Consider the following 12990-nt stretch of genomic DNA (forward strand, 5'->3'; position numbering starts at 1 on the left):
GAATAATGGTTGAATCGGTCGGAAAAGCCCTTGTTGCACCGGTTTTTTTCGCATATCCCTTAAATCAGTGGTAGCCAACAGGCAATCCAGAGGATTTTGTTGTGAGGTGACGCGGTTATTTCCGAAGGTGGTTCACGATGATGACCAGAGTATCTTCGATTTTGTCAAACCTGAGACGATTTTCACGCTGGTTTTCCAGTACTACTTTGTGTGTCTCTTCAGTAACCTTGATGAGGCGATGTACTGCGCTATCCAGTGATTCAAAATGAGATTCCAGTCTCTCTACCCTTATTCGTTATGAACCAGCAGCAGCCTGTGAAGCAGGAAGCTCCTACGTTCTTATTAGGGGAGCAGTTACTTACTTTAATTGGCATATCTCCAGTTTTCGCTTTACTGGCTGATCAGTTTGAGAGGTGGATGGAATGTCCATTGCTGGTCTTATTGATGCCTGGCTATTTTGTAGTGTTTGCATGGTTCTTCCCTGATAACAGATTGAATGATTAATAAATCTGTATAAAAAGAAGATGTCACTAACATTCGAGTCAGCGAACATAATAAAGAACTAAAGGGAGCAGCGGCTAAAGGCTGCTAATGAATTTTTCAGGTGCTCACAACTCAATATCAGAACCAGTATCCGCTGTTAGTGCCTGGCAATGTTTGTATTACTTCCTGATATTTATCAACCGCATCGGTTATGTCATGCTTCGTCTTTAGGATGATTCCTGGTGTCTTGATGTCTGAATTTGTATTCTTCTGGAAAGGAATGATGATCGGCCGAGAACCAGCCGATCATTTAAGCTGGTGGCTCAGAGGTCTTTGATTTTGTCGTAAGTCTTGTAGAGAACCGCTTCTTCCTTGGAAATTCGCTTGCTTAACGCCCTGATAATATTGTTGCAGTCCTGCTGAAAATTTTCAATGGTATTATTACCATTTTCATAAAGGTTGAAAAAAATCATCACTTTGGCAGAAATCTTATCCATATCAAGCGCATAGTCAGTCAGAGTGGACTTCAGGCTTTCATCGTTCTCAGCGGCTTCTCTCAATACGGGATACAGGAGCTTATCTTCTTTGTTTAAATGTGCCAGCAGTATTTTTTTGGCGGACAGTATCAAATCCCGACCTTTCTGATTGCCAATGCCAACGTCACGTGCTTGTAAAAGTAAGTCACTGATTTGCACATGTTCGCTTTTGAATTCCTCAATTAACTGAGACATTTTTGTTCACTCCCTGAACATAACGGTTACTAATAAATAGTTTAGGACGTGATTTTCATATTTGTCTCAAATTATTAATTATTTACCGTTATGAGTGTCTGGCTTAACATCCGGGAGTTTTTCAGGAGGTCGCTTCGAATTATCTTCATGTTTGTCTGGGCTGGAGGCGAGGTTTGACAGAGACCCGGAAGTTGATTTTAGAAAAATTTAAAGAAGTTATTTATGAGTATTGGTTCAACCAATCATGCTCATTGTTTGGATTGCTGCGCCTGAGGCTCAGTTCCTGAAATTAGCGTTATCCGTTCTTGCTCAAACTCTTCGATCTACATGACGATAAGAACTCGTACAGATATAATGTGGGAATTTTCACTGCAACTCTTGGGATGAGCCAATGAGAACGGCAAAAGATACTGTTTGGGGAATGAACCCTGATCGTGCGATGGCCAGGCAGCTTGCCGTTCGTGATATTCCTTCTTTGGTCTATGACGCTGTCAATCTTGAAGGTGTTGCGATGACTCTTCCAGAAATTCAAACATTATTAGATGGGATAACTGTTGGAGGCCATAAAATAAGTGACCAGAATATGGCTCTACATCAGGCAGAGGCCTGGAAATATCTGTTTGCTCTGACTGCTGAAGGAAAGTTCTCTTTTTCCAAAGAGGTTGCCCTGGCAATTCACAACATTGCGGGTAAAGCAGAAGCTCTGGTGTGGGGGGCTTTTCGAACTGGTAACGTCACGATAAGTGGATCAGCATACGAACCTCCCTCACCCAATGAGCTGAATAACGTCTGGGTTGAGATTGAGTCGGAAATCGCTACTTGTAACGATGTTTATAATATGGCATTTACCGCTTTTTTGAGAATGGCGAGAGCACAGTTCTTCTGGGATGTGAATAAGCGCATGGGACGATTTATGATGAACGGCATTTTGCTTTCTCATGGGTTTCCCATTATCAATGTTCCAGCAAAACGTCAGAAAGAGTTTAACCAGTTGATGCTTGATTTCTATACAACAGCAGACACAACCCGGATGAATAAATTTCTGAGATCGTGCCTTAATGAGAAAATTATTGAAAATTTCAAATCCGATCCATCGAACGGCTGAAAAAAATCATGGGATTGCCTTTGGATGAGGCATTAAATGGTCGGGTAAGAGTCATTGTGCCAAAAAGGGAGAAAGCGAAGATGTATCACTTCGCTTTCCAGAGCTACTTTTCTTAGCTTTCGCTTTCGATCTCGTAACAGGGGACATAATGACTGCCCGGCAGCTTCATTCTGAATTGTTCTACAAAAGACTGAAGCAGGCTATCCACCTGTTTCATCAGTTCAGGCTCTCCCTTTAATTGATAGGGGCCTTTTGCCCTGATCTGGCAAACGCCTTCTTCTTTTATATTGCCTGCCACAATACCTGACATGGCGCGTCGAAGATTGGCCGCCAGAATATGGGCAGGCAGCTGGGTATTCAATTCAAGATTCGCCATATTTTCATGGGTTGGGTCAAAGGGGGTTTGAAAGTCCTCTTCAATCTGAAGCAACCAGTTGAAGTAGTAGGCGTCGCCATGCTTTCTGCGATAACGGGTAACCTGCTCCAGTCCACTTCTCATCACCCGGCTGACTTCCAGCGGATCATCAATAATAATCTGGTAGCGTGACTGGGCTTCTTCCCCTAGTGTGTTGCCAATAAACTCATCAATTTTTTCAAAATATTCCCTGGCGGCTTCTGGCCCTGTAAAAACCAGTGGGAAAGGGATTTCCCTGTTGGCAGGGTTGAGTAAAATGCCGAGAATATAGAGAATTTCCTCACAGGTTCCCGGTCCACCCGGAAAAACGGTGATACCATGACCCAGACGAACAAAGGCCTCCAGACGCTTTTCAATATCCGGCAGGATAATCAACTCGTTGACTATAGGATTGGGGGATTCGGCCGCGATAATGCCAGGCTCTGTTAAACCAATGAATCGTCCACGGGATATTCGTTGCTTGGCATGACCGATATAAGCCCCTTTCATGGGGCCCTTCATGGCACCCGGACCACAACCTGTGCAAATGTTCATGCCTCTCAGGCCCAGCTGGTAACCCACTTTCTTGGTATATTCATATTCATGTCGGGCAATAGAGTGTCCGCCCCAGCAAACCACAATGCTGGGAACCTGCTGGGTAATAAAAGCGTCAGCGTGTCTGAGAATCTGGAAAACCAGATGCGTGATATCCGAGGAACTGTTTACAGCAAAACGCGGGTCTTCTGTGATACGAGACGACACATAAAGTATATCTCTGAGGACAGAAAACAGGTTTTCCCGGACGCCGCGAATCAGTTTTCCAGCTACAAAGGCGTCGGCGGGAGCATTAATTAATTCCAGTTTTAGTCCGCGGTGTTCCTGAACAATACGAATATCAAAATCCTGGAATTGCTCCATGATTTCTTCGGTGTCATCACCTTCCTGTTCACAGTTGAGTATGGCCAGGGCGCACTGCCGGAACAAACGATGCAACCCTTTCTGACTGGTGTCCTGAAGGCTGCTGACTTCATGGTTTGAGAGAACACGCATGGAGCCTACAGGGTTAACAATAGTGGAAACAGTATTTCTGGCGGTCATGATACCCCCTGGTTTTTTTTATCGTGAAAATCATCCAGCAATTTGAATAGCAAAGTGGTTCTGACCTCGTGGCCATGTTATGTAATCGGCCACAGTCTGATTATATGTGGTTATAAGACATTTTTTCAGTCTTGACGGATTGTCCATCCTCTGACAAATTGGGAGTGTTGACACCTTGTTCAGAGCCGAATGGTGACTCACCGGCTCACATGTCATTTCGGCCCTTTCAGGCTTTGCCTGAGGTAGTGAAAATGGCTGGACGAAGAGTAGTGGGCTATCTGAACCATCACCATGTGACCTTTTCAACCCATCGCCATCCTTCCGCTTTTACGGCTCAGGAAATTGCCGAACAGGCACACATCAGTGACCATAATCTGGTCAAACAGTGATGATGCATCTGAACTCTTGATGTTAGGTTGGCAAGACTTTCAGGAGTTCGTACATCCGGTTGTGCTCTCGAAGAGACAGAGAGATGCGATTGCGTGAAAATGTCTCACGGTAAAATAAAACGAATATCCGGAGCCTGGTATTTATGCCATCTAACCCAGAACTGCAGCCTGCATCAGAAAAGGTCATTATTGTCGATGAAAGTAACCGCGTGCTTGGCGCTTTACCCAGAAGCCAGATGAGAGAAGAGAAGCTTTGCCACCGGGCTACTTATGTCTTTGTCTTTAACAGTAAAGGGCAGCTCTATGTTCAGGAAAGGACGCTGAGCAAGGATATTTACCCGGGTTATTTTGAGCCGGCAACGGGAGGCGTAGTGGCTGAAGGTGAGAGTTATGATGTCGCTGCCGTCAGGGAACTGGCTGAAGAGCTCGGCATAGAAAACACACCTTTAGAGTCTTTGTTTTACTTTTACTTTCATAATGATGACTGCAGTGTCTGGGGCAGGGTGTACAGCTGCCAATATGAGGGTGAGCTGAGGTTGCAGGAAGAAGAAGTGGCAGGGGTCATCATGGAGTCGCCCGAAGACATTCTGTCAAACCGCTTCAACCGGAGATACACGCCAGACAGCCTCGTGGCTCTTGAACGCTTGATGAATCTCTATGGTGATAGCGAAATATCTGCTTGATCTTTTTGGTCAAATCGACATTATCTTAAGTATTGAGGCCCACTGACGCCTGAGCTCTGGATCAAGAAAACCTTTCGAAGATCTGGAAAATACAGGTTGGCTAAGCAGCGATGCATAGCTTGAGAAAGAGTTTGAAAGCAAGAAGTTCTCTTCTTCCAGGTGCCTGGTTTCATCGGTTGGAGGGATCTTTATTTCCTTATCTTCACCATCGATTGCCACAGGCAAGTCATCAATCGTCGGGTTGTAGGGTGTATCCAAAGCATCGAAAAACTCATCATCATCTTCTTCCATACCAGATATTGTCTCAGAGGCAGTGTTGTTTTCTATGGTGGTTTCGGCTATCTGGCCTTGAGACGTCAGCATGGCCAACAGGTTGGGCTCAACAGGTCCCCTAACTTTTATCAGTAATTCCATAACCCGATCAACCTGCTGATTTGCATCCTGAATCTTCTTCAGCACCAAAGGTTTGCTTAAGTAGGCTGACTCATCAGTTCGGGCAGTTTTCAGGTGCTCTTCAACTTGATTCAGGATTCTCATGCGATCATTCAGAGTGAGCGCTTCTCCGTTTTGAAGGTTAAACAGCTTATTGACTGCTTTCACGAAAGAAGCCTTTTTTTCCTCTGTCATCAATAGATCTTCTGTGAAAATCCCTGCAAGTTCCGGATGGGGTTCTTCTGTAACAAGATCGGCCAGGATTGAAATAGCTGTCTCTCTCATGACTTCCGGGGTTGCAGGAGTTTCTATCAATTGCCTGAGGCGACGAACCTCCTTTTCTAACGTTACACCTTCAGGTAGCTCATCCCTTGCCGCCAATTCCAGTTTCACCTTCAGAGCTGAAGGGTTACCCTGCCTGATGCCAAGGTCAAGCATTCTTGCAGCCTGTCTGCGATCTCCTGACTCAATCAAAAGTTCAGCGGCTTCTTTAAAGCGACCATGCTTGATCAGCAGGATTTTAAGATAATTCAGAGTGCTATGAGCTTGAATGTTGTCATTTGCCCAGAGATTTTGAAGAAGAGTCTGTATCGGAAAGTGTGCCAGTGAGCGGGCAACGATGTCTGGATGACTTTGGTCAAGCAGGTTTAATAATGAGATGAGATGATGAGGGTCTGTAAAGTAGGGGTGGTGACTGATCAAGTCTTGAATAAAAGTATTCAGCTGCTTTGTTTTATAGAGATTATTCTTGTTCCAGTCGACAAGCAGCTTGATCACTTCTTCTGCTTTTTCCGGATTGGATTTACAGGCAAACTCGGCCAAACGGAAGGCAATGGCTTTTTCCTCGGGCGTGTTTTTAGGGAGGTTTTTTGCCAGATGGATCATCCATTCAGTGTCAGTCACCAGTTTACTGGCATTTTCGATGTCTTTTCTTTTCAACAGCTGTTTGTATAGCTCAAAGGCTTTCTGTCGTTCAACGACAATCAGCCTGTGAGCGACACTCTCAAGCCATAGCCATTGCTCATCATCCGCTTCAGCAGCTTCTCTGGCGTAGAAAGCTTCAGGGATAGCCTGCAGGGCCATCATGCAGTCACTTTCATGCTGAAATCTTTCCTGATCCCGGACAAAGCGGAGCAGGGTCCGGCAGGCGGCCTCATCACCTTTTGCCGCTTCTATGCAACGTTTTTCCATTAATCTTGGCACCATCCTTACCGGCTGGGCTAAAGCCTGGTCTTCTGAGATGATGTCACTGAGCAATTTACTGAAGGCATCGGGTACAATGAGTACACCCTCTTCTTTTTTGAGTGCTTCTATATGTTGATGATGAAGAGTAGGCGACACTTCATGTGAGGTATTGCCTGGTTGAGATTGACCTCGTACTGAAGCACCTTGAGCGTGCATCTGATTCAGTCGCTCATAGGTGACCTGATCGTGATCTTCTATTCTGGTTGCCGGTGTTCCGGGGAGCAGACCAGGTAGATCGATTTTGCACGCGATAAATTCAAACGGCCAGCCTATTTGCAGTCCTGTTCCACCTTCGTACGGAACCAGTCGTGTTTCTTTAGCTGTTAGCGCTTTTTTTACCAACCATCCAGTCAGGCTTCCACCTGAAACCCTGATACCGTGTTTCAAATCTTTCATCCTGACTTCACCGTGCTGCATAAAAGCGAAGATATCGAGATGAACAGGTTTTGAGAAGAGAGGAGCTAATAACCAACCAATGTAGGGAATGTTTCGAATGGTTTTGGGGTGAATGATCAGTGAGCTGGTGAAGGTTCCATTATGAGTGTCATCGAAGTGCTGAATGTTTACTTTCTTAAACTCCAGCAGGGCAGGGCGGGCTGATTCGTTGACAAACTTTAACGTGTCGAACACGAGTATGGATGTTTGTTTTGCTGAAGCTTTGAGCAGGTCAAGGGGCTTGCAAAAGCGGACGCCTTTCATGATCAGCTTTCCCTTCTCATAACCTACTACGCAGTCTGATTCTTTTGAAGGGTCAGGTATTGTTGTCAGCTCTTCATAAGAGTCCAGATTTTCATATCGGACTTCAACTCTTTCAGCGGAAAGTTGCACCGCTGTTTGATCCTCGGAGGAGGAAATGAATGAGTTTTTCAATATCTGGGAGATGCTGATATCGGTGCCGACTGAGATAGTCGTGTTCTCGAGTCTGATTTGCAACGTCAGTGGGGGGTTATCTTTAACCGGAATTTCGACCGTACAGGAAAGGTCCCCCAATTCAAAATGGTTTTTTGTGGCTTGTCCATTGATTAAATAGCTCTCTGATGCCTGGACGACTCTTTTCGAGTCGAAGTTCAGCGCTGTAATTCTAACGGGCAGGTCATCGCCATTCTTTATGAGTATCTCATTAAAGTTGAATGGAGTTTGCTCTCCGTCCACAACCACCGCCGTATAACTGCACAGCAAGTCGTATAACAAAGAGCGCCACTGGCGTCTTTCATCCTCACGGCTGATCTCAATACCAGCCTGATGATTGACGAAATTATCAAGCTTTGATGCGACTTTCTCGTAACCTGCACCAGGAAGGTTCGCCAGTGCTCCGACAGCCCTGCCTGGAAGGCCTTTCAGTAAACCAAGGTAACCGGTCTGCTTTTCCGCTTCTTCAGGTTCAAAATCCTTAGTAGGAGGGAGCGTCGAGTTTTTCTTACCGATGTAACTTTTGTACCATCGCCGGAAGAACCAGGGACGTCTTTCAGCTTTTCGCTCATTAATCTGGGGGGATTCAGGTGCCTGTTGATCAGATGATTCGTGGCTCAATTGACTCCTGGTGCTTGTCTCACTGATCTGTCTGCCCAGATGGTCCTGTCCAGTGAGTGGAGAAGGGGGCGGATTACGATGGCCAGTAGATCCGGAGGAAGGGGGCGAGTTGTTGCTGCCAGGTGTAAGAGGTGATGACATGTCGCCGCAGTCCGTTATGAGCTTTCGGGTTCGTCAGCATTTCAGTATTTATTAATTTAGCTTAGCTGATAGCAATAGAGCTTGGCAGTCTGGTTGAGGCGGAAGGAGAAATTGTGTTTTTGCGCGGCTGAAAAGTGTCAAATGAGTGGCAGATCGTTAAAGAGAATGGCTGGCATTCTGCAGCGTGACGAAAATTGACTTAAAAAAAAATTCTTATGCTTCAAAATTCTTGATTGCGGATGGACAGCAATCTTTATGAAGTCAATACTTAGCTCGCTCACTAATGTGTCCTAACGGGGGTCTCCCTCGTTGTTAGAGCATTGAATCATGTGCCGCCCCCTAAGGGGCGGCACAGTTCGTTGTGAGGAAAGGAATTTCCAAGTCTGGGTGGATCTGATTGAGCTCAGCGTTTACTCACAGGCTTTTTGCGTGTGGTTTTCTTTGTGCTTTTCTTTACAGTCGATGTCTTTGCAGGCGATGTTTTTGCAGGAAATACTGCTTCGCGCACATCTTCGAAGGTCTTAGCAAAGTGAATGCTCATACCTTTTCGAATATAATCCGGCAGTTCATCGTAATCTCTTCGGCATTCTTCCGGAATGATCAGGGTATGAATACCTTGTCGTTTGGCAGCTATGACTTTTTCCCTGACCCCGCCAACAGCCAGAACTTTGCCGGTTAGAGTCAGCTCACCAGTCATGGCTACAGAGGCAGGCTTTTTGCCCGTGGCAAGAGATAACAGTGCGGTTGCCATGGTAATCCCGGCGGAAGGACCATCTTTGGGGGTTGCGCCTTCAGGCACATGAAGATGGATAAAGGCTTTTTCAAAATAGGCCTCCGGAATGCCTAATTTTTCAGCCTGGCTTGAAACAAAGCTATAGGCTATTTCGGCAGACTCCTTCATGACATCCCCCAACTTGCCGGTCAGTTTGAAGCCAGCTCGCTGATGATGAATAAGGCTGGCTTCTACTGGCAGGGTTGCGCCCCCCATGGCAGTCCAGGCCAGACCTGTCACCACACCAATGCCTTCAATGCGCTTCTCTTTTCTGAAGTAAGGTGCACCCAGATATTCAGATAGATTCCTGGTAGTCACACTGAGACTCTTACCGGTGCCTTCAAGCAGTTGAACAACGACTTTGCGAATAATTTTATGAAGCAGCTTTTCAAGGTGTCTTACGCCAGCTTCCCTGGCATAGCCCTCAATGACTGCCTTCAAAGTGAGATCGGAGAGCTTGATCTGGCTCTTTTTTAAACCCGACTGTTTCAACAGTTTTGGCCACAGGTGATTTTTGGCGATAGCCATTTTTTCTTCTGTGATATAGCCTGAAAGCCTTATGACATCCATTCGATCCAGAAGAGGAGCGGGAATCGTATCCAATTGATTAGCGGTGCTGATAAACAGCACTTTTGAAAGATCGATTCTCATGTCCAGATAGTGATCGAGAAACTCACTGTTTTGTTCGGGGTCGAGCACTTCCAGCAATGCGGATGCAGGGTCTCCACGATAAGAGGCACCGATTTTGTCAATTTCATCCAGCATGATAACGGGATTGGCAACATCGACTTCCTTAAGGGCCTGAACCAGTTTGCCCGGCAGTGCACCGATATAGGTTCGGCGATGACCTTTAATTTCTGCTTCATCCCTCATGCCACCCAGACTGAGACGATAAAACTTTCTGCCTAAAGCACGGGCGACAGATCGTCCTACAGACGTCTTACCGACGCCGGGAGGGCCTGCCAGTAACATAATACTGCCTGATACTTCCTGTTTGTAAGCACCAACAGCCAGAAACTCGATGATTCGGTCCTTGACGTCTTCAAGCCCGTCATGATCGGCATTTAAAATTTTTCTGGCATGGGCAAGATCAAATATGTCTTCGGAGTATTTGCCCCAGGGTACCGAGGTGGCCCAGTCAAGATAGTTACGGCAGATGGCATATTCAGGGGAGCCCACTTCGAGAATCGAGAGCTTTTTCATCTCGTCGTTGATCTTTTTCAGGGGCGTTTCCGGAATAGCCAGCTCGGCAATCCGTTTTTCAAACGCCTCAATTTCAGCCGTTCTGTCGTCTTTCGAAATGCCAAGTTCTTTTTGAATGACTTTCAGCTGTTCTTTCAGAAAAAATTCACGTTGATGCTTACTGATCTTGCGGTTCACTTCAGCGTTAATCTCACCCTGAAGGCGGGCCACCTCCTGTTCCTTGCGGATGAGAATCAATACTTTCTCCATTCGACGCTGAACAGAAAATGTTTCAAGGACTTCCTGCAACTCCTTACCTGGCGCGGTGGTGATGGCAGCTGCAAAGTCCGCCAGTGGGGACGGATCTTTTGGACTGAATCGATTGAGGTAATTTTTCAGTTCTTCGCTGTAGAGCGGGTTCAGCGGGATTAATTCTTTGATGGCCTGAATCAGTGCCAGAGCATAGGCTTTGATTTCATCGGTGTCATCTTCAATATTGTCAGGGTACTCTACTTGAGCCAGGTAGGGTGGGCGTTTTCGAAGCCATTGCTTGATACGAAAGCGCTGCATGCCCAGAGCGATGAATTGGATCTGGTCGCCTTCCGGAAGGATATTATGAATTCTTACGGTACAGCCGACCTGCGGGAAGTCTCCCGGACTGACTTCGTGGCCAGCTTCTGTCATGCCGGCAACATAACTGAGCCCTACTACTTTATGCGGGCTCTGGGCCACTCGCTGAAGTGTTTCTTCCCACTCCTGGCTACTGAATACCAGAGGTTGGACCTGTGCCGGGAAAAACGGCCGGCTTGAGACAGGGATGAGGTAAAGCTTGTCAGGTAGAGCGTGTTCCGGGAGCACCAGTCCGGTACCCATATCCTCTACCTGCTCATCAGCTGAAATAACTTCGGGTTCCTGGTTGTCCTGATCTGTCATAGTCTTTTCGGATTGCTTCTCGGAATGAATAGTAAGCGGATAATGACTATCTGGAGTCATCTCCAGTGATTTCAATAGGCGATGTAATTAAGTATGGTTGAGTAAAATCTGCATGCCACTCAACTGACGAGATCAAGGGAGTTAATGATATGAAAAGTTTTCAGGAAGTTTTGGGTTTCTGGTTTGAAGGTGAACCCCTTGGCAATCTGCAAATGTCCCGCTGGTGGAAGAAAAGTGAGGCTCAGGATCAGCAGATCCGCAATCAATTTGCCGACTTGCCGGAGGCAATAGAGTCAGGAGAGTGCGACGAATGGCTGGAATCCGCTGAAGGGCGGTTGGCAGCGATTATTGTGCTGGATCAGTTTCCCCGGAATATGTTCCGGGGCGATCCCAGATCCTTTCAGTACGATCATACTGCCCTGACGATTTCCAGAGCGGGTGTCGAGTTAGGGCAGCTGGATCAGCTGACAGAGCTGCAACAGGCTTTTTTTGTCATGCCTTTCATGCACAGTGAGTCGCTTGAAGATCAGGAGCGATGTGTGAGGCTGTTTGAGAGCATTCTTGGCGGTGCTGGAGATGGCTACCAACAATACCTTGCGGGTTCACTGGATTTTGCTGTCAAACATCGTGATATTGTCGCCAGGTTTGGACGCTTTCCCCATCGCAACAGCCTGCTGGGACGCGAGAGCACCGATGAAGAATTGAGCTTTCTTCAGCAGCCAGGATCATCTTTTTAAGCTTTTTTGATCACGTCCGTTGCAAAAATGGGAATAAAGTATCAGCTGCTGTAATATGTCGCGACAAACAATAATAATACCCAAAGGATACTTATGAAAAAGTTGTTTATTGTCGCATTTGGGATGGCGCTCTGGCAGTCAGCTCAGGCTCTTTCCATGAAAGGTATGGAGATCCCTGATGTTGTGAAGTCAGACGACACTGTTTTACAACTCCAGGGTGCAGCAGTTCGAACATGGTATTTGGTGGTAGACGGTTACATTGGTGCACTCTATCTCGAAAATCCCACCACTGACGTTTCCCGCATACTCTCTGAAGAAAGTTATCAAAGAATGAGCTTCACCATTCTGTTATCGAAAATGAGTGCGAGACGTATGGCCAATGCCTTCTATGAGGCGATTCAGATTAATACATCTGAGGAAGAGCAGAAGGAGCTGGAAAAAGGTATTGCTCAGTTTATGGACATGATTGATGGTACCCTGAAAAAAGGAGAATCCGGGACCTTTGAATACATACCTGGCAAGGGAGCGAGAGTCATTATTGCCGGAGAGGAGAAGGGGACCATACCCGGCAAGAAACTATTCAACGCAATACTTAAGGTTTGGATTGGTGAAACTCCGCCCAACCAGAAATTTAAGGAAGACATTCTGGGTTTGAATGCCAAGGGGTAGTGCTTTTCACAATGGGGTGCTTTCGGTTTTGTCTTCGAGGCTGTTTACAAGGCGACTTTCCTCCGCTGCCAATGTCGAGGCAAACCGGCCAGGTATTTATGACTTGAATTCAGGCAATGTTTTTCTCTTCTCAGCCGATGCATGGATAGAGGTGTCGTCGATCAGCCAAGAGGAGAAACTGATGAGTAAGTCTATAGAAAAAGCCGTTCTCACCATGACTGAATCGGCCCAGGGGGAATATGTTATCCGGGTAACCCAGGGTGGCACGATTCTCTTTGGGGATGTCATCCTTCGCCTGCCAGCAGGTTTGGGAGAGTCGCTAAAAAGTGATCTGGCCTCAGTCATGGCAAATGCTGTCCTGAGGCACATCAGTAGTGCTGACAAAGAAGCTATTCGCGAGGTTGAAGGTCTTTTCCTCCAGTGGGGATGCTTTGATATTGCGGATGATAGCTGCATCTAGCAGCCT

General features: G+C 46.4%; 11 protein-coding genes. 7 read left to right on the top strand and 4 right to left on the bottom strand.

Going from position 1 to position 12990, the window contains the following annotated elements; translation table 11 throughout:
• The first annotated feature begins 106 nt into the window (after positions 1-106).
• Positions 107-259: a hypothetical protein gene (locus P6910_RS09875; protein WP_317146096.1), complete on the top strand. Its 153-nt coding sequence runs from the start codon at positions 107-109 to the stop codon at positions 257-259.
• Between the two features lie 547 nt (positions 260-806).
• Here the strand turns inward: P6910_RS09875 and P6910_RS09880 are convergent.
• Complete coding sequence (locus P6910_RS09880) at positions 807-1214, bottom strand: hemerythrin domain-containing protein (protein ID WP_317146097.1); 408 nt, start codon at positions 1212-1214, stop codon at positions 807-809.
• A gap of 391 nt (positions 1215-1605) precedes the next feature.
• Between P6910_RS09880 and P6910_RS09885 the strand changes: the two genes are divergently transcribed.
• Complete coding sequence (locus tag P6910_RS09885) at positions 1606-2319, top strand: Fic family protein (protein ID WP_317146098.1); 714 nt, start codon at positions 1606-1608, stop codon at positions 2317-2319.
• A 112-nt stretch (positions 2320-2431) separates the two neighbouring features.
• On the opposite strand, the gene ppnN is transcribed toward P6910_RS09885, so the two are convergent.
• On the bottom strand, positions 2432-3811 hold the full coding sequence (ppnN, locus tag P6910_RS09890) for a nucleotide 5'-monophosphate nucleosidase PpnN (protein WP_317146099.1): 1380 nt from the start codon (positions 3809-3811) through the stop codon (positions 2432-2434).
• 251 nt (positions 3812-4062) lie between these two features.
• On the opposite strand from ppnN, the gene P6910_RS09895 reads away from it, so the two are divergent.
• Together P6910_RS09895 and yfcD are read left to right on the top strand one after the other, a co-directional pair.
• Positions 4063-4200 (top strand): hypothetical protein, encoded by a 138-nt coding sequence (locus P6910_RS09895; protein ID WP_317146100.1) that lies wholly within the window; start codon positions 4063-4065, stop codon positions 4198-4200.
• Positions 4201-4343: 143 nt separating this feature from the next.
• Positions 4344-4883 (top strand): NUDIX hydrolase YfcD, encoded by a 540-nt coding sequence (gene yfcD / locus P6910_RS09900; protein WP_317146101.1) that lies wholly within the window; start codon positions 4344-4346, stop codon positions 4881-4883.
• A gap of 9 nt (positions 4884-4892) precedes the next feature.
• Here the strand turns inward: yfcD and P6910_RS09905 are convergent, their stop codons facing one another.
• Positions 4893-8231, bottom strand: a complete 3339-nt coding sequence (locus P6910_RS09905; protein ID WP_317146102.1) for a hypothetical protein — start codon at positions 8229-8231, stop codon at positions 4893-4895.
• Positions 8232-8634: 403 nt separating this feature from the next.
• The gene (gene lon, locus P6910_RS09910; protein ID WP_317146103.1) at positions 8635-11118 is read right to left on the bottom strand and encodes an endopeptidase La; all 2484 of its coding nucleotides are present in this window, start codon (positions 11116-11118) and stop codon (positions 8635-8637) included.
• Positions 11119-11267: 149 nt separating this feature from the next.
• On the opposite strand from lon, the gene P6910_RS09915 reads away from it, so the two are divergent.
• From P6910_RS09915 to P6910_RS09925, 3 genes are all read left to right on the top strand, one after another.
• Positions 11268-11855 carry a DUF924 family protein gene (locus P6910_RS09915; protein ID WP_317146104.1) on the top strand — a complete coding sequence of 196 codons (588 nt, stop codon included), beginning with the start codon at positions 11268-11270 and terminating at the stop codon, positions 11853-11855.
• Between the two features lie 93 nt (positions 11856-11948).
• Complete coding sequence (locus P6910_RS09920; protein ID WP_317146105.1) at positions 11949-12524, top strand: chalcone isomerase family protein; 576 nt, start codon at positions 11949-11951, stop codon at positions 12522-12524.
• A gap of 181 nt (positions 12525-12705) precedes the next feature.
• Complete coding sequence (locus P6910_RS09925) at positions 12706-12984, top strand: hypothetical protein (RefSeq protein WP_317146106.1); 279 nt, start codon at positions 12706-12708, stop codon at positions 12982-12984.
• The last annotated feature ends 6 nt before the right edge of the window (positions 12985-12990 follow it).

It is taken from the genome of Endozoicomonas sp. 8E (assembly GCF_032883915.1).
In the GTDB taxonomy this organism is placed as follows: domain Bacteria; phylum Pseudomonadota; class Gammaproteobacteria; order Pseudomonadales; family Endozoicomonadaceae; genus Endozoicomonas_A.

Bases quoted from the DNA above. Each gene is read 5' to 3' on its own strand.
- P6910_RS09880 (WP_317146097.1), bottom strand. From the start codon at position 1,214: ATGTCTCAGTTAATTGAGGAATTCAAAAGCGAACATGTGCAAATCAGT.
- P6910_RS09885 (WP_317146098.1), top strand. From the start codon at position 1,606: ATGAGAACGGCAAAAGATACTGTTTGGGGAATGAACCCTGATCGTGCG.
- ppnN (WP_317146099.1), bottom strand. From the start codon at position 3,811: ATGACCGCCAGAAATACTGTTTCCACTATTGTTAACCCTGTAGGCTCC.
- P6910_RS09895 (WP_317146100.1), top strand. From the start codon at position 4,063: ATGGCTGGACGAAGAGTAGTGGGCTATCTGAACCATCACCATGTGACC.
- yfcD (WP_317146101.1), top strand. From the start codon at position 4,344: ATGCCATCTAACCCAGAACTGCAGCCTGCATCAGAAAAGGTCATTATT.
- P6910_RS09905 (WP_317146102.1), bottom strand. From the start codon at position 8,231: ATGTCATCACCTCTTACACCTGGCAGCAACAACTCGCCCCCTTCCTCC.
- lon (WP_317146103.1), bottom strand. From the start codon at position 11,118: ATGACAGATCAGGACAACCAGGAACCCGAAGTTATTTCAGCTGATGAG.
- P6910_RS09915 (WP_317146104.1), top strand. From the start codon at position 11,268: ATGAAAAGTTTTCAGGAAGTTTTGGGTTTCTGGTTTGAAGGTGAACCC.
- P6910_RS09920 (WP_317146105.1), top strand. From the start codon at position 11,949: ATGAAAAAGTTGTTTATTGTCGCATTTGGGATGGCGCTCTGGCAGTCA.
- P6910_RS09925 (WP_317146106.1), top strand. From the start codon at position 12,706: ATGAGTAAGTCTATAGAAAAAGCCGTTCTCACCATGACTGAATCGGCC.